18 protein-coding genes and 1 tRNA gene are annotated in these 20,049 nt (G+C 67.9%); 3 read left to right on the forward strand and 16 right to left on the reverse strand.

The genetic code is table 11. The features are described from left to right. Positions 1 to 2: 2 nt before the first annotated feature. Positions 3 to 77 (forward strand) — tRNA-Val (locus tag DEF76_RS08765). Between the two features lie 148 nt (positions 78 to 225). Here the strand turns inward: DEF76_RS08765 and rbsK are convergent. From rbsK to deoC, 7 genes are all read right to left on the reverse strand, one after another. After that, entirely contained in the window at positions 226 to 1,170 is a 945-nt protein-coding gene (rbsK, locus tag DEF76_RS08770; protein ID WP_114912012.1) for a ribokinase, read from the reverse strand. 11 nt (positions 1,171 to 1,181) lie between these two features. Continuing rightward, the gene (locus tag DEF76_RS08775) at positions 1,182 to 2,267 is read right to left on the reverse strand and encodes an aldose 1-epimerase family protein (RefSeq protein WP_114913766.1); all 1,086 of its coding nucleotides are present in this window, start codon (positions 2,265 to 2,267) and stop codon (positions 1,182 to 1,184) included. 13 nt (positions 2,268 to 2,280) lie between these two features. Next, positions 2,281 to 3,273, reverse strand: coding sequence for an ABC transporter permease (locus tag DEF76_RS08780; RefSeq protein WP_114912013.1), 993 nt, complete (start codon positions 3,271 to 3,273; stop codon positions 2,281 to 2,283). Between the two features lie 182 nt (positions 3,274 to 3,455). Further along, positions 3,456 to 4,439, reverse strand: coding sequence for an ABC transporter permease (locus DEF76_RS08785; protein ID WP_114912014.1), 984 nt, complete (start codon positions 4,437 to 4,439; stop codon positions 3,456 to 3,458). Further along, positions 4,436 to 5,932, reverse strand: coding sequence for a sugar ABC transporter ATP-binding protein (locus DEF76_RS08790; RefSeq protein ID WP_114912015.1), 1,497 nt, complete (start codon positions 5,930 to 5,932; stop codon positions 4,436 to 4,438). Before DEF76_RS08790 ends, DEF76_RS08785 begins: the two co-directional genes overlap by 4 nt. Positions 5,933 to 5,972: 40 nt before the next feature. Then, complete coding sequence (locus DEF76_RS08795; RefSeq protein WP_114912016.1) at positions 5,973 to 7,052, reverse strand: autoinducer 2 ABC transporter substrate-binding protein; 1,080 nt, start codon at positions 7,050 to 7,052, stop codon at positions 5,973 to 5,975. A gap of 20 nt (positions 7,053 to 7,072) precedes the next feature. Further along, positions 7,073 to 7,768 (reverse strand): deoxyribose-phosphate aldolase, encoded by a 696-nt coding sequence (deoC, locus tag DEF76_RS08800; RefSeq protein WP_114912017.1) that lies wholly within the window; start codon positions 7,766 to 7,768, stop codon positions 7,073 to 7,075. Between the two features lie 139 nt (positions 7,769 to 7,907). Between deoC and DEF76_RS08805 the strand changes: the two genes are divergently transcribed. After that, positions 7,908 to 8,744 (forward strand): DeoR family transcriptional regulator, encoded by an 837-nt coding sequence (locus tag DEF76_RS08805; protein WP_240319179.1) that lies wholly within the window; start codon positions 7,908 to 7,910, stop codon positions 8,742 to 8,744. Positions 8,745 to 8,753: 9 nt separating this feature from the next. On the opposite strand, the gene DEF76_RS08810 is transcribed toward DEF76_RS08805, so the two are convergent. The 3 genes from DEF76_RS08810 to DEF76_RS08820 all read right to left on the reverse strand — a co-directional run bounded on the left by DEF76_RS08810 (position 8,754) and on the right by DEF76_RS08820 (position 11,194). After that, positions 8,754 to 9,338 carry a cob(I)yrinic acid a,c-diamide adenosyltransferase gene (locus tag DEF76_RS08810; RefSeq protein WP_114912019.1) on the reverse strand — a complete coding sequence of 195 codons (585 nt, stop codon included), beginning with the start codon at positions 9,336 to 9,338 and terminating at the stop codon, positions 8,754 to 8,756. A gap of 172 nt (positions 9,339 to 9,510) precedes the next feature. Next, the gene (locus tag DEF76_RS08815) at positions 9,511 to 10,299 is read right to left on the reverse strand and encodes an energy transducer TonB (RefSeq protein ID WP_162800569.1); all 789 of its coding nucleotides are present in this window, start codon (positions 10,297 to 10,299) and stop codon (positions 9,511 to 9,513) included. Between the two features lie 7 nt (positions 10,300 to 10,306). Further along, positions 10,307 to 11,194 (reverse strand): cation diffusion facilitator family transporter, encoded by an 888-nt coding sequence (locus tag DEF76_RS08820; protein WP_114912021.1) that lies wholly within the window; start codon positions 11,192 to 11,194, stop codon positions 10,307 to 10,309. A gap of 109 nt (positions 11,195 to 11,303) precedes the next feature. Between DEF76_RS08820 and DEF76_RS08825 the strand changes: the two genes are divergently transcribed. Further along, entirely contained in the window at positions 11,304 to 11,717 is a 414-nt protein-coding gene (locus DEF76_RS08825) for a metallopeptidase family protein (protein ID WP_114912022.1), read from the forward strand. A gap of 2 nt (positions 11,718 to 11,719) precedes the next feature. On the opposite strand, the gene DEF76_RS08830 is transcribed toward DEF76_RS08825, so the two are convergent. The 6 genes from DEF76_RS08830 to DEF76_RS08855 form a co-directional block, all read right to left on the reverse strand. After that, positions 11,720 to 13,009 (reverse strand): adenylosuccinate synthase, encoded by a 1,290-nt coding sequence (locus tag DEF76_RS08830; RefSeq protein ID WP_114912023.1) that lies wholly within the window; start codon positions 13,007 to 13,009, stop codon positions 11,720 to 11,722. 4 nt (positions 13,010 to 13,013) lie between these two features. Beyond that, positions 13,014 to 14,195, reverse strand: coding sequence for an ATP phosphoribosyltransferase regulatory subunit (locus DEF76_RS08835; protein WP_114912024.1), 1,182 nt, complete (start codon positions 14,193 to 14,195; stop codon positions 13,014 to 13,016). A 66-nt stretch (positions 14,196 to 14,261) separates the two neighbouring features. Continuing rightward, positions 14,262 to 15,515: a hypothetical protein gene (locus DEF76_RS08840; RefSeq protein WP_114912025.1), complete on the reverse strand. Its 1,254-nt coding sequence runs from the start codon at positions 15,513 to 15,515 to the stop codon at positions 14,262 to 14,264. Next, the gene (locus tag DEF76_RS08845; protein ID WP_114912026.1) at positions 15,512 to 16,636 is read right to left on the reverse strand and encodes a hypothetical protein; all 1,125 of its coding nucleotides are present in this window, start codon (positions 16,634 to 16,636) and stop codon (positions 15,512 to 15,514) included. The genes DEF76_RS08840 and DEF76_RS08845 overlap by 4 nt, the downstream gene beginning before the upstream one ends. Before the next feature lie 68 nt (positions 16,637 to 16,704). Continuing rightward, positions 16,705 to 17,343, reverse strand: a complete 639-nt coding sequence (locus DEF76_RS08850) for a histidine phosphatase family protein (RefSeq protein WP_114912027.1) — start codon at positions 17,341 to 17,343, stop codon at positions 16,705 to 16,707. 183 nt (positions 17,344 to 17,526) lie between these two features. After that, positions 17,527 to 19,911: a heavy metal translocating P-type ATPase gene (locus DEF76_RS08855; protein ID WP_114912028.1), complete on the reverse strand. Its 2,385-nt coding sequence runs from the start codon at positions 19,909 to 19,911 to the stop codon at positions 17,527 to 17,529. Between the last annotated feature and the right edge of the window lie 138 nt (positions 19,912 to 20,049).

Genomic DNA, 20,049 nt, shown 5'->3' on the forward strand with positions numbered 1-20,049 from the left:
GCGGGTGCGTAGCTCAGCGGGAGAGCATCGCCTTCACACGGCGGGGGTCGCAGGTTCAATCCCTGCCGCACCCACCAATGATTTCAATGCGTTAATGGCGGATTGCCGAGGCGACGAAACCGCCTGGCAACCACATGGCAACCAACTTTTCAGAATCGGCGCCCTTGCGACGGCGCCGGGACGCTTCGGCCGGCGCTGGACGCGTCCGTGCCGCGGGAAGGGTGGTCAGCAGGGAGGCCGCGACGCCGCAAGCCCCGCGCAGAAAGCGGCGAAAGCGGCGGCGCTCGGAAAGCTCCGCTGGGTGCCGCGCGCGGTGATCGATTGCGCGGCATAGCGCGAGGCGGCGAGGAGAGCGGTGTCGATATCGCCGCTTTGCACGTAATGATGGGCGAAGCTGCCGATGAAGGCATCGCCGGCGCCGGTGGTATCGACCGGCGTGACCAGGACCGGCGGGATCAGCCTGGTCTCGCCGCCGCTGACCCAGAGTGCACCCTCGCCGCCGAGTGTGACCACGACGTTTTCGAGCCCGCCGGCAAGCAGCGTCCGCGCCGCTCGCTCGGCGCTCTCGGCGTTCTCGGTCGGCATGCCGGTGAGAAGGTTGAGTTCGCTCTGATTGGGGACGAAAAACCGCGCCTCGCGGATCCGCGCGAGGTCGAGCGCGGGATGGGCGGGCGCGGGGTTGAGCAACACCGGAACCCCGTGCCGCGCCCCCCAGGCGATGGCGTGATAGACCGTCTCCAGCGGCACTTCGAGTTGCAAGAGGATCAGCGCGCAGCCTTCGAGCGCCTCCCCCGCCTGGTCGATATCGGCGGGGAGCAAATGCTCGTTCGCGCCGGGGACGATGAGGATGCGGTTCTGCCCGTCGGGCTCGACGAAGATCGGGGCAACGCCGCTCGAAACCCCGCCAACCCGTGCAACGAAGCGGGCATCGATGCCCTCGGCGGCGAAATTGCGCAGCGTGTTGGCGCCGAACTCGTCATCGCCGACCTTGGCGATCATCGTCACCGCGCTGCCGAGGCGCGCGCAGGCGATCGCCTGGTTCGCGCCCTTGCCGCCAAACCCCATCTCGAAGCGCGGCGCGACCAGGGTCTCGCCCGCCGCCGGCATCCGCGCGACATAGGTCACGAGGTCGATCATGCAGCTTCCGATCACCGCGATCCGGCCGGCCATCCTTTTCCTCCTCACCCGTTCATCGCCGCGATCGCCGCGGCGAGGGCGTCAGCGTCGCGCGGATCGGCATAGCCCGCGCGCACCGAAAACGCCGCCCGCGCGCCGGGCGCGAGATAGCGCACATTGCCCTTCCGGCTTTCCGCCGTGAAGCCCTCGGGCTCGCACGTCGCCGGCAGCGCGAAGGCGGCAACCGACTGATCGGGATTGGCGAGCAGCCAGCGCACGGTTTTCGGAAATTCCGCCGGCCGATAGGCGATCGTGAAACCATCCCCGGCTGGCCGACGCAGCATGAGATGCGTGAGACCCTCAGCGTCGGTCGCGAGGCCGCGGAGATAAAATACCTGCTCGGGATCGCAATCGCCGGGCCGATCGAGCCGCGCCATGCCGGCGGGGTCGGCGGCCAACGCCTCGATCCGGGCGAGATAAGCGGGGCTCGGCGTGACATGTGCCGGCACCGCGCGGCGCACCACCGTCTGCGCCGGGGTGTAGGCCAGCGGTTGCAGGATTTCGCCGCCAGGGACGAAGGCGAAATTGATGTGGCACATATACATGAGCGGCATCGGCCGATAGGAGAGATTCTCAACCGCCATGCCGATATCGAACGCGGTGTCGGCGCCGAGGGTCACCGTCGGCGTCGCACGGTAATGCGGGCCGAAGCCGCGCGCGTAATCGACCGTGCTCACCAGCCGAAGATAGGGCCCGGCTTCTCCTTCGCCCGCCTCCAGCGCCGCCTCATCGAGCGCGAGGGTGGGGAATTCGCCATGCACGGGATGGCTATCGCCCTCGCCGGGCACGCCGTTGGCGAGAAGCCCGCTATGGAAGGCAAAGCAGCCATAGGTGCCGACGATGTCGGCGCTCGGGCGTGGGGTCGGGAACATGCTCCGCATGGTGAGATCGACGCCGTCAAACCCGGCTTGCCACACCATCTGGCCGAAAAACGGCAGCACCACCACCGCGCCGCGGGCGTTGGTGAGGCGGACCGCCTCAATCCCGCTCGGGTAGCGAAAGACGCTGGCCCGGAGCGCGCCGAAGCAAACCAGCGTTCGCTCCTCGGCGGTGAAGACCGCGCGCGGCAGGGCGATCCTTGTCTCGATCATCGCCGTTTTTCCTTCATCTCGGGCGGGTGCGCCAGGCATTGAGCGCGATCGAGGCGAGCAGGAACACCCCCCACATCGCATCGACCAGGAAATTGCTGAACCGCATGAGCTGCATGCCGCTCGCAAGCAGCATCAGCGCAAGCAAGGCGACGATCACGCCCGCGACCGAGCCGCGCCCGCCCGCAGGATCGGTGCCGCCGAGCACCGCGATCAGCACCGCTTGCAGCAGATAGGAGATGCCATAATCCGATTTCGCGGCGTTGGTGCGCGCGGAGAGCAGAATGCCGGCGACGCTGGCGAGGGCTCCGGTCAGCACATAGGTCAACAGTAGGGCGCGGCGCGTGCGAAGCCCGGCGAACACCGCCGCCTTGGCATTGGTGCCGATCAGGACGAGGCTGATCCCGAACGCCGTCCGCCCGAGCAGGAGCGCGGTGCCGCCGGCGAGGGCGAGCAGAACGATGAGCGGCAGCGCGATGCCGCCGACGGCGCCGTTGCCGATCATCGTCCAGCGATCGGGAAAGCCGACGATCGCCGGCCCGCCAGTCAGAACGAGCGCGATGCCGGTGAACACCTGACCGGAGCCCAGCGTCGCGAGGATCGGCGTGACGCGGAGCCGCGCGATCAGAAACCCGTTGATCGCGCCAGCGATCAGGCCGGTCGCAACCGCGATCGCGATGCCGGCGGCAACCGGCAAGGCGCCCATCGCCGCGAGCCCCGGCCCGCGTGCGCCGCCATAAGCATGAAAGAACAGCCCGGCGAGGATGCCGCCGAGATTGGCAATGCCGATCACCGAAAGATCGATCCCGCCGGTCAACATCGCGACCATCATCGCGATCGCCAGCAGACCAAGTTCGGGCGCGATATAGGTGATGGAGATGAGATTATAGGGACGCAGGAATTTATCCGGCACCAGCGCCGTCATCAGCGCGAAAACCAGCAGCGCGAGCAGAACGAGCTGCAGCAGATTGGCATCGAGAGCAAGGACGCGGCGAAGCGCTTTTCGCATTTTGGCTCGTTTTAACAGGGGATAGTAGGCAGTGAGTAACAAGAATCTTCTTTTTCTGAAGAAAAAGAAGCAAAAAAACTTTTTTCCGGTTCTCTCGGAGCGGCATACCTCCTCGGAGCGGGCAGTGCCTGCGGCACTGCCCAACAGGGAAAAATCTTTTTTTCAAAAAAGACCATGTTTCCTCAGGCGATCTGCTGGCGGTCGCGGAGCGCGGTGATGGTGGTTGCGGTGATGATGATACCGCCGACCACGATCCGCTGCCATGTCGTTGCGATGTGCATGAGGATCAGGCTGTTCGATACCATGACCAGCATGAATACGCCGAGCACCGTGCCGAGCACGCTGCCGCGGCCGCCGAAGATGCTGGCGCCGCCGAGCACGACGGCGGCGATCACGTCGAGTTCGACGCCGACGAAATCACGCGGATTGGCGAGCCAAATCATCGAGCCGTGCAGCAGCCCGGCAAAACCGGCGAGCGCGCCGGCGAGGCCATAGACCGCGAAAACGATCATCGTCGGGTTGAAGCCGACCCTGCGCGCCGCCTCGGCAGCACTGCCGAGCGCAAAGACACCGCGCCCGAGCAGCGTGCGGGTCAGGAACAGATGCACGAGAACGGCCACGAGCAGATAGACGACGATCATCGCCGAGAGGCCGAAATGCGTGCCATCCGGCCCGGGAAGCTCGATCAGCGTCGTGCTCGCAAACCCGATCAGCTCCTTGGGCATGCGGTCGATATTGATCTGGCTGGTGCCGACGAGACCAAGCAAGCCGCCGCGCACCGCGGCCGCGGTGCCGAGCGTCACGATCAGCGGAATCATGCGCAGCCGACTGACGAAAAACGCATTGACCAGCCCGAGCCCGAGCCCGATCGCGGTTGCCAGCGCAAACGGGCCGAGGACGCCGTGCCAATCCCAAGCGATCATGGCGCGGATGGTGAGATAGAGTGCGGCGACGGCGAAAGCGGGGAAGGAGACGTCGATCCCGCCCGAAATCATCACCATCAGGACGCCGAGCGCCATGAGGCCGACGATGACATTGCTCCGCGCCAGGCTGAAGAGGTTGGAAAGGCTCCAGAACGCCGGGTTGATCAGGCCGATCAGCGCCATCGCAGCGAGCAGCACCAGCGCGATCACCGTCTCGGAGCGACGCAGGGAGAGAAAATTCATGCCAAAGCCTTGAGTTTTTCGGCGAGCGCGGTTTCGCTCAGCGCTGCCGTGTCGCACGCCTCGACCAGCCGCCCGCGATGCATGATGAGAATGCGGTTGCAGTTCTGGATGATTTCGGGAAGGTCGTCTGAGATCAGCAGCACCGCAAGATCGCCTTCGCGCGCAAGGTCGCGGATGCGCTCATGAATGCCGGCCTTGGAGCCGACATCGACGCCGACCGTCGGGCCATTGAGGATCAGGATGCGCGCCTTGCCCATCAGCCAGCGCCCGATCAGAACGCGCTGCTGATTGCCGCCGGAGAGGGAGGCAACCGGAAGAGTGCCATCCTCGGTGGTGATCCGCATCTCGCGCATCATCGCGTCCGCGTGCGTCCGCGCGCGGGCGAAATCGATGAAGAGATGGCGCGTCATCGCGTCATAAGACGTCGCGAGCAGGTTGCGGTGGATGCTTTGGGAGAGGAACAGGCCCTCGGTCAGCCGGTCTTCCGGCACGTAGGCGACGCCAGCCTTGATCGCGGCGGCGACATTGCGCACGGCGACCGGCGCGCCATCGATGCGGATCTCGCCCTGATAGTGTGGACGCATGCCGAAAAGGGTCAGCGCGAGATCGGTGCGGCCGGAGCCGAGCAGGCCGGTGATGCCAACGATCTCGCCGGCGTGAACGGTGGCGTCGATCGGTGCGAGCGCCCCGGGCACCGCGAGAGAGCGGAGTTCGAGACGCGCCGGGCCGCGATCGCGCGGCGTCCAGCGATAGGATTGGGTTGCGAAATCCTGGCCGGTCATGGCCCGCGTCAGCGCCGCCTCGTCGAATCCGCTCGCCGGACCCGCGGCGGCGACGGCGCCGTTGCGCAAAACCGTGATGCGCTCGCTGATCTCCAGCATCTCGCGCATTTTGTGGCTGACGAACAGCACCGCGATGCCTTGCGCCTGGATATCGCGCACGATCGCAAACAGCCGCGCGACCTCGCGCCCGGTGAGCGCCGTGGTCGGCTCGTCCATGATCAAAAGACGCGGCGCCGACATCAGGGCGCGCGCGATGGCGACGAGCTGGCGCTCGGCGGTGGTGAGCGTCTCCACCGTCGCCGCGAGATCGATCGCAACACCGAGCCGAGCCAGCGCCGCACGCGCCAGCGCGCGCACGCCCGACCAGGAGACGAAGCGGCGGCGGGCATGCACTTCGCTCGGCAGCGCGAGATTTTCCGCGACCGAAAGCGCGGGAAACAGCGAAAAATCCTGATAGATGACCTGCACGCCATGGCCGATCGCGGTGATCGGATCGAGTGCCGCGACCTCGCGGCCATCGATGCGGAGTGTGCCGGCATCGGGACGATGAACGCCGGCGATGATCTTGATCAGCGTCGATTTGCCCGAACCGTTCTCGCCGGCGAGGCAATGGATTTCGCCTTGCCCGATCGCGAGCGAAACCCCGGCGAGCGCGCGCACGCCGCCGAAGCTCTTGCTCACGTCATGAAGTTCAATGAGGGGCGCGGTCATGGCGGAAGCCGCGCGGAGGGTGCCCCCGCGCGGCGCGCGATCAGAAATTATATTGGCTCATATTGTCTTTGGTGACGCCAACCCAGCCCGCGCCATAAAGCAGATTGGGCCGCGCCGCGTTCGGCGTGGTGAGGTTGGTATAGCCGCTCAACCCGAGATCGAGACCGGATTTGATCGCCGCGCGCTGCTTGGCGAGCGTCATCACCGCGAGGATGTTCATCGCGTAGCCGGCGACCGCCGGATCCCAGAACTGGATATAGCTGATATCGCCGTTCTTCAGATACTGGCCGGCGACGGAGACGAGGCCGGTGCCGGAGAAGAACAATTTTCCGGCGAGGCCGCGCTCGGCGATTAGCCGGCCGGCGCCGGCGGAGGTCGGCATCGGGCCGCCGAGAATGCCCTTGAGATTGGGATAGGTGGTCAGCACCTCTTTGAGCTTGTTATAGTCGGTATTGGCATCGTCATAGGTCTCGATGCGCTTCGTCACCTCGAACATTTTCGGGAAATGCTGCTTCTGATAGGCGATGCCGCCGTCGATCCATTCGTTCTGCGATTGCGAGGTAAGGCTGCCGACAGTGCAGACATAGCCGCCCTCGCCACCCATCTGCTGGCCAAGGACTTCCATCAGCTTCGCGCCATAGGCGCGGTTGTCGAAGGCCTCGATGTCGTAATCGGTGTTCATGAGGTTGGACGCCTCGTGCGAAATCACCACGATGCCCTGGCTGCGCGCCTTCTTCAGCACTGGCTCGACCGCTTCCACCGAGAAGGGAACGATGCAGATGGCATCGACGCCCTGGGCGATCAGGCTCTCGACGATTTGCACCTGTGCCGCGGCATCGGCTTGGCTCGGCCCGACCATCCAGGTGTCATGGCCGGTTTCGTCCTTGAACTGCTTGACCCCTTCGCGCATCCGGTCGAACCAGGCGATGCCATCGACCTTGACGACGGTCGCCATCGAGAATTTCTTGCCGACCGCTTTGGCGGTGATCCCCGGCGAAACCTTCGCGGTATCGACCGGACCCGAGGCCGCGAAAGCGCGCGGCACCCCGAAGCCCAAGCCAAGACCGGCGCCGGCCAGGGCGGCGAGCGAGCGGACATTGAAGTCGCGGCGTGTGACCATGGTTTCCCTCCCTTGGGTTTCTAATAGCTGTCGGCCGGCATCTTGGCCGCACCGACGAGAACGAGGCTTGCGCTGGCGCCGATCCGGCTCGCGCCGGCGGCGATCATCGCGTTCGCGGTGGCGAGGTCGCGAATGCCGCCCGAGGCCTTGACGCCGATTTTCGGCCCGACGATGCGGCGCATCAGCGCGACATCAGCAACGGTCGCGCCACCGCCGCCATAGCCGGTCGAGGTTTTGACGAAATCCGCCCCCGCGGCAACGGCAAGCGAACAGGCGGCGACCTTTTCCGCCTCCGTCAGCAGCGCCGTCTCGAGGATGACCTTGAGCAGCGCCGCCGGCACCGCTTGCCTGACCGCGGCGATATCGGCGCGGACGGCCTCGTGATCGCCCGCTTTCAACGCGCCGATCGCGATCACCATGTCGATCTCGCTGGCGCCGTCGGCGACCGCGCGCGCCGCCTCGGCGGCTTTGTTGGCCGAGGGCGTTGCGCCAAACGGAAAGGCGATGACCGAACACACCGCAACCGGCGCGCCCGCCAGCGCCCGCCGCGCCGGCGCGACCCAGAGCGGGTTGACGCAGACGGCGTGAAAGCCGCAGGCCGCCGCCTCGGCGCAAAGCCGGCTGACGTCTGCTGGCGTCGCGTCCGGGCGAAGCAGGGTATGATCGATCATCGCAGCCAGCCTATCGGGCGCGAGCGGTTCTCCGGCGGCGTTCATGCGGGCCTGACATGCCTCCCTGGGCGGCTGGACGCGCCAGCCCACCGACGTGATATTTGTCACATTTGTGCCAAGCTTCACATTTGGCGGCGGACGAGTCAAGCTGGGCGCGATGGTCGGGAGAAGGGAACAGCCTGTGGTGGACGCGAGCACGGCGCGGCGCGACCGGCGTCTTCTGACGCTCGGCCGGCTGGTGCAGGCGGAGGGCGCGCTCCGGCTCACGGATGCGGCGCGGGCGCTCGAGGTCTCGCCCATGACATTGCGGCGCGACCTTGCCGGCGACGCCGCCGCGGCGCGGGATCTCGCGCTGCTCGGCGGCCATGTGACGCGGGCGTCTTCCGCCGCGCCGCGCGCCGCGCGTTACGTGCTGGATCGTGAGCAGGGGAGTGCCGCGTACGCAAAACGGGCGGCGGCGCGCCATGCGGCGCGGCTGGTGCGCGAGGGCGACACCTTATTCATCGATTGTGGCACCACGCTTCCCCATCTGGTCGCCGCGCTGCCGGCGGGCATCGCGCTCACCGTGGTGTGCTATGCCCTCAACATCGCCAATCTCGCCTGCCAGCGGCCCAACACCCAGATCGTGCTGCTCGGCGGCCTGTTTCATCCCTCCTCGGCGACGTTTTCCGACGAGGACGCACCGCGCCAGCTCCGCCGGCTCGGCATCACGCGCGGGTTTTTCTCGGCCGGCGGCGTCGAGCCAGCGCGCGGCGCGAGCTGCTGGAATTTCCACGAGGTGCCGATCAAGCAGGCGGCCTTGGCGGCGGCGCAACACTGCCATCTCGTCGTCGATCACAGCAAGTTCGGCCGTGCCAAGCCGGCGTTTTTCGCGCCTTTGTCGGCGTTCGAGAGCGTGATCTGCGATGCCGCCCCCGATGCCGCGACCCGCGCCGCCTTCGCGACCTTGCCTCTCGACGTCGCGCCGCGGCAGACTTGGGCGCGCCCTCGGCGCGGCGAAATAACGCCGACCGAAGAATGATCCCGCGGCTCAGCCCTCCCGCGTCGCCCCCGGCTGCCAGAGCACGTCGCGGTCAGGGGCGTTGAGGCGCCGCGACACCACGAAAAGAAGATCGGAGAGGCGATTGAGATAGGCGACCAGCGCCGGGTTGAGGGTCTCCGCGGCGGCAAGATGCACCACGTCGCGCTCGGCGCGGCGGGCGATGGTGCGGGCGAGATGGGCATGGGCGGCAGCGGCGGTGCCACCCGGCAAGACAAAGCTTTTGAGCGGCGCAAGGCCGACATTGAGGGCGGCAATTTCCCCCTCTAGCCGCGCGACCTGCGCGGGCGTGAGGCGAAGGCGCGTTTTCCCTCCGCCCGGCTCATTTTCGGCCCGCTCCGGGCTCGCGAGGTCGGCGCCGAGATCGAAAAGATCGTTCTGGATGCGCCCGAGCATGGCGTCGAGATCAGCCATCGCCGCGGTGTGGAGGCGAAGCAAGCCGAGCGCGGCATTGGCCTCGTCGACGGCACCGATCGCCGCGATCCGGGCGGCGTTCTTTGGCAGACGTGTCCCGTCTGCGAGCGAGGTCTCGCCGCCATCGCCGCCGCGTGTCGTAACCCGGTCTATTCGCACCATCCCGCTACTCCTTTGTGTTAGGCATGAATGTTCTTTTTTGAAAAAAAGAACCAAAAAACTTTTATCCGTTGGGCAGTGCCACCGGCACTGCCAGCGCCGAGGCATTGGCAACTCCGAGAAACCAGGAAAAAGTTTTTTTGCTTCTTTTTCTTCAGAAAAAGAAGGTTTTGCCTTAGTTTACCCTTTTACTTTCGAGATCGAAGTTGATTTCGATCGGCATCTCTGACGCCACCGGCGCGCCACCGGCCATGGCCGGGCGAAAGCGCCATTTTGCCACCGCGTCATGGGCGGCGCGGTCGAGCAGCAAGTAGCCGGAACTCCGGACCACGTCCACCGCCGCCGTGCTGCCGTCTGGCGCGACGTGGACGAGGAGCACGACCCGCCCCTGTTCGTGCAGCATCGCCGCCGCCTCGGGGTAGGCTGGGGGAATGTTATGGACGGTCGAATCCGGCCCGGCCGGGATAACGTCGGGGCCGGTGACGATGCCGGTGCCAGGGTCGCCGCCGAGGCCGAGCCGGATCGCGGGGGCGGCGTGGCTCGGCGGTGCCGGCGGGGTCGGCGGCGCCGGCTGGGCCGCTGTCGCGGCGGCGGCGGTTTGCTCGGTCTTGGGCAGCAGCACCTGATCGGGCTTGTTCGCTTCCGGCAGAGGGGGCAGCGGTGGCGTCGGTTTGGCCGCAGCCTTGGCGTTTGGCGCCTCCTTGGCCGTGGGCGCTGCCTTCGGGGCGGGGTTTGGCGCCGGCTTTTCGGCTTTTTCGCGCGGCCCGCTGCCGACCGTCGGCGTGTCCTGGACCACCAGTTCGACCTTGGCGAGCGGTGGCTTCGCTTCCTTGACGGCGGCGCCGAAGGGCACGATACGCAAAAGCAGCAACGCCAGCACGAAGAGATGAATCCCGGCCGAGACCGCAAAGGCGCGGCCAGTGCCGCCCCCCGCCGGGCGCGAGATCGGCAGTGCTACGCGCATCGCGCGATCAGACCACGACCACGCCGTGATGCTTTGCCTTGCTTTCGGGTTCGACATGAATGGTGGCGACCAGCCCAGCCATTTCGTTGCGCAGCGCCGCTTCGATCCGATCGCAGATGGCATGCGCCTCGTCAACCGTCATCCCCCCTGGCACGACGAGATGGAATTGCAAAAACGTCGTCTGCCCGGCGTTGCGGGTACGCAGATCATGCACTTCGAGCGCGCCTTCGGCGTGTTCGGCAACCAGCGTCTTGATCCGCGCCACCACCGCCGGGCTCGGCGCCGCATCCATCAGCCCGTCCACCGAGGCCCGGATCAGGAAAAACCCGGTGACCAGGACATAGATCGCGGTTGCCGCGGCGAGCAGCGGGTCGAGCCAGAGGGCACCGGTGACGAGCGCGAGCGCGAGGCCGAGCAGCAGCCCGGCCGAGGTCGCGACATCGGTGAGGAGATGGAGACCATCGGCGCGGAACGCCGGCGAGCGCAGCCGCCGCCCGGCGCGCGTCAGCACAAGGCCCCAGGCGCCGTTGAGCAGCGTCGCGGCGCCATTGAGGGCGAGGCCAAAAGCCGGGTCGAGCAAAAGCGGGCCGCCGCGCCAGACCAGCCAGGCGTGCTGCAAAATCGCCCCGGCGGCGGCGACGATCAGCCCGCCCTCGATGACGGCGGCGAAGAATTCCGCCTTGCCATGGCCGAACGGGTGGTTGCTGTCGGCCGGCCGGGCGGCGAACCAGACGGCGCCGAAGGTGAGCAGCGCTGTCGCCGGGTGGATCAGGCTCTCGAGCGCGTCCGAAAACAGCGCAGCCCCTCCGGTATGCCACCAGGCGAACCCCTTGATGGCGATCACCGGAACACTGACGGCGATGCTGCCGAGCGCAACGCCCTTATATTGCCCCATGCGCCCGCAACCCCATGATCCTCTCGCGGCGCTCTAGCAGAGCCAGGCCACAGCGTCACGCCCTGAAGGTGCGCTTGACACCGTCAGGCCACTCTGGCCCGATGGCGCCATGTCGCGCGCGCCGCTTCTGCTTCCGCCTGACGAGACGGTCATCGTCGCCTTCGCCGAGCAGGCTTTGGCGGCCATTCCGCCGCGCCTTGCCCGCCATCTTCAGGGGGTCGCGATCATGGTCGAGGACATGCCCGACGAGGAGACGCTGCGCGAGATGGAGCTCGAGGCCGGCTGGGATCTGACCGGGCTTTATCGCGGCACACCGCTCGGCCAGAAAAGCGTCGATGATCTCGCCCGCCAGCCGGATACCATCCTGCTCTATCGCTTGCCCATCCTGCTCGAATGGATCGAGACCGAGGTCGATCTCGAGTCCCTTGTGCGCAATGTCGTGGTGCATGAGATCGCCCATCATTTCGGCTTCAGCGACGCCGAGATCGCGGCGCTGGAAGCCGAAATCGAGGAGCGCGAATAGCGTTACCCCTCGAACGGATCGCGCACCAGGATGGTGTCGTCGCGCTCGGGGCTGGTTGAGAGCAGCGTCACCGGCGCCTCGACCAATTCCTCGATGCGGCGGACATATTTCACCGCCTGTGCCGGAAGCTCCGCCCAGGAGCGGGCGCCGCGGGTCGAGCCTGACCAGCCTTCGATGGTTTCATAGATCGGCTCCGCCGCGGCTTGCGCGCCGGGGGCGGCGGGAAGGCGCGAGACGCTCTCGCCGCCGATGCGATAGCCGGTATTGATGCGCAGTTCCGGCAAGCCGTCGAGGACATCGAGCTTGGTAAGCGCGAGCCCCTGAATGCCGCCGACCTTGACCGCCTGGCGGACCAAAGCCGCATCGAACCAGCCGCAACGCCGGCGCCGCCCGGTGACGGTGCCGAATTCGCAGCCGCGATCGCCGAGCATCTCTCCGGTCGCGTCGAGAAGCTCGGTCGGGAACGGGCCGGCGCCGACCCGGGTGGAATAGGCCTTGGCGATGCCGAGCACGAACCCGACCGCGGCCGGCCCGACCCCGGCGCCGGCGGCGGCGGTCGCGGCGACGGTGTTGGAGGAGGTGACGAACGGGTAAGTGCCGTGATCGACATCGAGCATCACCGCCTGCGCGCCCTCGAACAAAATGCGTCGCCCGGCGCGGCGGGCCTCATCGAGCCGCTCCCAAACCGGCTCGGCGAACGGCAGAATCTTGGGGGCGAGCGCCAGCAACGCGTTGAGCAGCGATTCCTTCTCGAACACCGGCGCGCCGAGGCCGGCAAGCAGAGTGTTGTGGTGCAGCAGCAATTCGTCGAGCTTGGCGGCTAGCGTCTCCGGCTCGGCGAGATCGCAGACCCGGATGGCGCGGCGCGCCACCTTGTCCTCATAGGCCGGGCCGATACCGCGCCCGGTGGTGCCGATCTTGCGCGCCCCGCGTGCCGCCTCGCGCGCCTTGTCGAGGGCGGCGTGCAGCGGCAGGATCAACGGCGCGCTCTCGCTGATGCGCAGATTATCCGGCCCGACACGGAGCCCCTGGCGTTCGATGCGGGCGATCTCGGCGAGCAGCGCCTCGGGATCGACGACAACGCCATTGCCGATGATGCCGAGCTTGCCGCGCACGACCCCACTCGGGAGCAGCGAGAGCTTATAAGTCTCGTTCTCGACGACGAGCGTATGGCCGGCATTATGCCCGCCCTGGAAGCGGACCACGATCTCGGCGCGGCTGGCCAGCCAATCGACCACCTTGCCCTTGCCCTCGTCCCCCCATTGCGCCCCGATCACCGCGACATTCGCCATCGTCTCACTCTCCAGAAACCGGCCGCACGCCATCGGCGAGCAGCACCAGGGCGCAGCCGAGGCGGCGCGCCTCGGCGATCGGATCGGCGGCCGTCAGCGCGGCGACGGTGGCAAAGCCCTCGGCGCGGAGCGCCCGCGCGCGCTCGGGATCGGCGTTGAGCGGCAGATAGACGCGTTGCCTTGGCGTCCGCGATGGTGCCGCGCGCAACACCGCGTCCGGGTAAAGCGTGAGGCCGGCGGCGGGTTCTTCCGCCTCGCCGCAGAGATAGCGCCCGCCGCGGCCGAGTTCCTGGTTGTAGCCGGGCGCATAAACCGTCATGCAGACGCCGGTGTGATAGCGATAGCCACGGAACTCGACCGGATCGACGGTGACGGTGAGACCGGCAAGGCCGAGCCCTGGCGCCCGCGCCGCGATCGCGGCGACGACCGCTTCGAGCCGCAGCGCCTGGGCGCGCGCCGGCGCCGGCAAATCGGCGGCACGGAGCGCAGCGAGCGCGCGCGGCGCGGCGCCGGCGGCGAGCAGGAGCTCGATCAGCGTCGGCGCCAGTGTCCCGGCGAGAGCCTGGACGGCGGCGGCATCCTTGCGGTCGAGCGCGCGGGCGAGCCGGCTCCGCGCTGGCTCGGCGATCCGGGCGCCATCGACGAGGGCGTCATCGAGCAATGCCGGGATCAGCGGCGGCGCGGTGAGATCGACGCTGATGCGATGAAGGCCGAGCGCCGCCAGCGCTTCGGCGGCGACGAGAACCAGCTCGGCATCGGCCTCGGGGCTATCGGCGCCGATCAGCTCGATGCCGGCCTGGGCGATCTGGCGCTCGGGCGCGAGCTGGGTTGCCCGCACCCGAAGGCACTGACCGGCATAGGAAAGCCGGAGCGGACGCGGCGCATCGGCGAGCCGCGTGGTTGCGATGCGGGCGATCTGCGGCGTGGTGTCCGAACGCAGCGCCATCATCCGGTGGCTCGCCGGGTCCATCAGCCGGAAGGTCTGATCGGCGACAGCACCGCCAGTGCCGGCGAGGAGACTGTCCTCGAACTCAAGGAGCGGCGGCTTGACACGCTGATAGCCGTGCGCGGCAAACACGGTCATCAAGGCTTCGACCGCCGCAGCCTCGGTTTCGGCCTCGGGCGGCAGGACGTCGCGCAGACCCGCCGGCAGCAAGGCGGGGTTCGGGGGAGGGTCGTCGGTCATCGGGCTTGGGCTATAGCACCGGGCGAGGCGAAAGCAAGGCGAGGCGCCGCCATGGTGTCGCCGGGGTCAGCGCGGGCGGCTGCCGAGCAGGGTGAGCGCGGTTTCGGAACTGGTAATGATTTCGACGAGCCGCAAACGGTCGATCCGCGGCAGGGACATCGCGGCAATACGTTTGGCGGCTTCGCGCAGGACGCGATCATAGAGTTCACCGCTGCCGGCTTGGCGGCTCGCCTGCTCGAAGGCGCGGAGATCACGGGCGATGGTTTCAAGCCCGGTGATGGTGTCGTCGTCGGGATCAGTGAGGCTGGCGAGCAAGACGAGCAGATGGCGTTCGAGCAGCAGGGCGAAGGAATCGCGGCAAGCGCGATCGATCGAGCGGCGCAGTTCGTCGATCCGAACCTTCTGCTCGGGGCGGGCCGTGGATTGCTCCGCGAGCCCGGTCAACAAGGTGGTCGCGTGGGCGATGGTCTCGGCGGCATGGCGGACGCCGCCGGCACCGTTTGCGGCGAGCGCGATGGCGGAGCTGTTTGCGAGACTCTCCAGAGTATACTCGGTCGCGCGTTCGGCGGCCATGCGCCCGTCTTTCTCTTGGACGTCGGCGATCTCGCGGGCGAGTTCGGGGAGACGCGAAATTCCTGGCAGGCGGTGCATGAGAAGCGCGATCATCACCGCGAGCGTCTGGCCGCCGCGCTCGGCGGCGCGGATGAGAATAGCGCGAAGCGGCGTTTCGACGTCGTCTGGCGCGTTCTCGCTGGCACAAGCATCGACCAATTCCTGAATGGCGACCGCTTGGGCAAAGACGACGGCGATGGCGCCGGCGATGGTGGCGTGATCGCTATCCGGCAAGCCCGTCGTATCCTGCCAGTCGGGCGGCGGGGAGGCGCTGCTCAGAACCCGCGAGGCGGCCGGCCAGAGCCTGGCGCCGGCGGATCGGATCACCGCTTGATCGGTGACATTGCGGCCGGCGATCATCCCCTTGATGGCCGTCGCGTCCTCGGCGAGGGCACGTTCGACATGGCGCGCGAGCGGGGCGAGCACGGTGCGCGGCACGCCGAGGGTTCCCCGCCGCCAGCGCGCCCCGGGAACGATGAGCGGATCGATCGGGATAAACAGCAGGCGGGCGAAATTGAGCGGGCGCGGCGGGGTGATTTCGGCGAGGCGGCCGCGAAACGGGGTCAGGAGATCGTCGGCCTCGCCGCGTTCGGGCAGCGAATCGATCATCGCGACGACGCGGGTGATCTGATCGGCGCGGGCATCGACGAGCAGGCGGCGCAACGCCTTGATTTCGGCCGGCCCGATCGTCGAGGCGCCGCCGCTCATGCCGCGAGCACCGTGAGCGAGAGGGCACGCAACGCTTCGTTCCGCGCGAGGTTCTCACCAGCCCCCGCCATCGGGCGAAACGTCGCGGCGGTGCGGCGGCGGGGCGCGGGGGGCAGAGTCTCCTCCTCGCTCGCCTGCCCATCGAGGACATCGGTCGGCAGATGCGGCACGAGGCGGAGGATGTCATCGAGCACAGCGTGATCGATGCTGGCGCCGGCGGCGCTCTGCCAGAGCATCAGAACCCGCGCCCAGCCATCGAGCAGCCAATCGGCACGGGTGATGGTGGCGGTGATGGCGGCGCGATCGGCGATCCAGGCTCGCGCCAGGGCGAGGGGATCGGCGAGAAGCTGGCCCGCGGCGGTGAGCGCGGCGCGCGCGTGATCGGCAGTGGTCGCGGCGTGACGTGCCAGCAGACGCGCCGACGCGAACGCCTCGCCGCCGCTGCGGCCGCGCGCCTCGACATCCGTGGCGAACCGGGTAAGGGCTGCGAGCAAGCGGGGCAAAAGCGCCTCCGCCGCCTTGGGGCCAGCGCCGACTGGGGCGAATAAGGTGGCCAGGGCCTCGATCCAGCCTGCGATCGTTTCGGTGGTGGTGTTGAGGGTCCGCGCGAAATGAAGAACAGCGGCGCCGGCGCGGTGCTCGAGCTTGCTTTGTTCCTCGCGCTCGGGCGGCAGGGGATGGGCGCCGGGCGGCTCGGCCGCGCGGATCAGCCCAAGCAGGACATGGAAGTGGGTTTGCAGCACCTGCTTGCGTCCGGCCGCCATCGCCGCTTCCGCGGCCCGCCGCGCCGCCCGCCCCGCGGCACCGCCGGCGGCGACGGCCTGTGCGGCGTGGCGAAGGGCGGCGGGGGTGAATTCCGCCATCGCGCCGAGCGCGGTCGCGAGCAGATGGTCATGCACGCTCGGCCGAAACGCGTCGCGCGCCGCCGACCAGGGCATGATGTATATGCCGCGGGTGCCGGAGGGGTTGGGCAAGATGACCTCGAACCCGTCGGCCTCGCGCCCGCCAAGGCGCACCCGCGCCCCGGCGAGCGCCGGCGCGGTAAACGGCACAGCGAGCCCGCGTTCGAGAAAATTCGCGGGCCGATGAGAAACGAGAAGTTCGAGCGGCGGGCTGGGCATGGCCCTCAGAATGCCCGGCAATCGTGAAAAAATATGAAACGATCGCCTCAGTCAACGAGCCGCGCCGCTCACGTCCCCGCCCGCGCCCGCAGCGCGTCCCGGAGATGGGCGCGGTCGGCGAGGCGGCGGAGCAGCGGCCCGCGATCGGTCATCTCCACCACCGCGAGTGAGGCGACGGGCGCATCGATCCGATCGCGATAGCGGCCGAAATCGATGCCGAGCAGCGAACAGAGCATGATCCGGATCGTCGCCTTGTGCGAGACGACCAAGACATTGCCGGCGTGATGAGTGCGCAAAATCTCATCGAGCACGGCGTCGGCGCGGCGCGCGACGTCAACGCCACGCTCGCCGCCATTGGGTGCGTTCCAGCCAGGATCGGCGAGCCAACGCACGTAATCGTCGTGGAACTGGCGGTTGACGTCTTCCTGCGTCATCCCCTCCCAGGCGCCATAGGCAATTTCCATCAGACCATCGCGTCGCGCGACGGTAAGCCCGAGCGCGTCGCATAGCGGCTGCGCGGTATCGCGCGCGCGCCGGAGCGGGCTGCCATAGACCGCCTCCCACGTCTGCTCGCGATAGGCGGCAGCGAAATCCGCCGCCATCTGATGGCCCTCCGGCGTCAGATCGAGATCGAGCATGCCGCAAAAACTGCCGCTCTGGCTCGATTGCGTCTCGCCGTGGCGAAGAAAATAGAGTGTCACGCTCATGTCGCAGCATCCCCTTCACGCTCTGGGTATGTCCGCGCGAAGATCTCGTGCGGATCTTGTTGTTGCTCTGCAAATAAAGCATGCCAAGTCAGAGATAGAGACCGGCGTTCCAATATCTCTCAAGGCGTTGCGCGTCATCGTCTGTAAGCGGATGGCCGACGATGATCCGTCCGCAAGGAGAGATCAAGATCGCGCCGCCGTCAGGCGCACCCGCCGCAGCCGGAGCGCGTTCATCACCACGGACGCCGAACTCAGCGACATCGCGAGCGCCGCGATCACCGGGCTCAGGAGAACGCCGAACCACGGATAGAGAAAGCCCGCCGCCACCGGCACGCCGATCGCATTATAGACGAAGGCGAAAAACAGATTCTCGCGGATGTTACGCATCACCGCCCGGCTGAGGCGCCGCGCGCGGAGGATACCGTTGAGATCGCCCTTCACCAAGGTTATTCCGGCGCTCATCAGCGCGACCTCGGTGCCGCTGCCCATGGCGATGCCGATATCGGCGGCGGCGAGCGCCGGCGCGTCGTTGATGCCGTCTCCGGCCATGGCGACGACGCGGCCCTCGGCGCGCAAGCGGCGGACGATGTCGGATTTGCGCTCGGGCAGCGTTTCGGCCTCGATTTCCGTAATGCCGAGCGAACGCGCCACCGCCTCGGCGGTCGCGCGGTGATCGCCGGTCAGCATGACGATGCGCACCCCTTCGGCGCGGAGCGCCGCCAGCGTCGCCGCGGCATTGTCCTTGATCGGATCGGCGATCGCGAGCAGCCCGGCGAGCGTGCCGTCAGCGGCAACGAACACGACACTCGCGCCGGCGGCACGCGCGGCCTCGGCTTCCGCGATGAGCGCATCAGGCTTGGCGCCGTCCTCGGTGACGAGCGCGGCATTGCCGAGGCTAACACGCCGGGCACCGATGCGACCGCGCACCCCCTTGCCGGCGAGCGCGGTAAATTCCGCCGGCTCCGCGAGCGCCACACCCCGTGCGTTTGCCGCGGCCAGGATCGCCGCCGCGAGTGGATGCTCGCTCGCGCGCTCGAGGCTTCCGGCGAGCGCGAGAATATCCGCCTCCGCGAAGCCCGCCGCCGGCACGATCCGAATCAACCGCGGCTTTCCTTCGGTCAGCGTGCCGGTTTTGTCGATGACCAGGGTATCGACCCGCTCCATCTGCTCCAACGCCTCGGCGGATTTGACCAAAACGCCGAGGCTGGCGCCTCTTCCCACCCCGACCTGGATCGACATCGGGGTTGCGAGGCCAAGCGCGCAGGGGCAGGCGATGATGAGCACCGAAACCGCGGCGAGCAGCCCATAAGCGAGCGCCGGCGCCGGCCCCAACATCGCCCAAAGAACGAATGAGAGCAGCGCGACCGCGATCACCGCCGGGACGAACCAGGCGGCGACGAGATCGGCGAGGCGCTGGATCGGGGCGCGCGAGCGCTGCGCCTCGGCGACCAGGGCGACGATGCGCGCGAGCACGGTCTCCGCCCCGACCCGCTCGGCCCGCATTATCAGCGCGCCGGTGCCGTTCACGGTGCCGCCGATCAGTGCCGCGCCCGGCCCCTTGGGAACCGGCATCGCCTCGCCGGTCACCATCGCTTCATCGACCTGGCTTTGCCCCTCGAGCACCACGCCATCGACCGGGACCGCTTCGCCCGGGCGCACCCGCAGCCGATCACCAGGCAGAACTTGGTCGAGCGGGATCTCCTCGTCGGCGCCGCCATCCTTGCCGAGGCGGCGCGCGGTTTTCGGCGCGAGCTTGAGCAGGGCGCGAATGGCGCCACTGGTCTGCGCGCGTGCCCCGAGTTCCAGCATCTGGCCGAGGATCACGAGAACGATGATCGCCGCCGCGGCTTCGAAATAGGTCGCGACCACCCCATCGGGGCCGCGAAACCCAGCCGGGAACAGGCCGGGCGCGAGGGTCGCGGCCACGCTGTAGAGATAGGCGGTCCCGGTCCCGAGCGCGATCAGGGAGAACATGTTGAGGCTGCGATTGACCAGCGAATGCCAGCCGCGGACGAAGACGAACGATCCGGCCCAGAACACGATCGGCGTCGCGAGCACGAGCTGCGCCCAATTCGAGGCCGCCGGAGAGAGGCGCCGGGCGAGCGCCGCGCCGATGCCCGGCAGATGACCACCCATGGCGAGAAGAACCACCGGCACCGCGAGCCCGAGCGCAAGCCAGAACTGCCGGCGCATAGCGGCGAGTTCGGCATTTTCGCCGGTCTCCAGGGTCGGCACCAGCGGCTCCAGCGCCATGCCACAGAGCGGGCAGGGGCCGGGATGGTCTTGCTGCACCTCGGGATGCATCGGGCAGGTGTAGAGGGTGCCGGGCGGGGCGGGAGCGGCCGGGGCCTCGGCCTTGGGCGCCAGATACCGCTCCGGATCGGCGGCGAATTTCGTCCGGCAGCCCTGACAGCAGAAATGATAGCGTCGGCCGCGATGATCGAAATAGGGCTTTCCCGCCGCCGGGTCGACGGTCATGCCACAGACCGGATCGATCTCCCGGTCCATCGTCGCGGCGCCGACGGTGTCATGGGCCGAACCTTGGTCAGAGCCGTGATGGTCGCTCATGGCAACCCTTCCCTCTGCTGATTACGGTCGCCAGCTTATACCTATCCTGGGTATCGTATCAAGGACAGTGATCGCGGGGACACGCGTGAACGGCGGCTCAACGAGGCGCGAGAGACGCTCGGCGACGATGAATGGTGA

The sequence above is a fragment of the Acidibrevibacterium fodinaquatile genome (assembly GCF_003352165.1).
Classification (GTDB): Bacteria; Pseudomonadota; Alphaproteobacteria; order Acetobacterales; family Acetobacteraceae; genus Acidibrevibacterium; species Acidibrevibacterium fodinaquatile.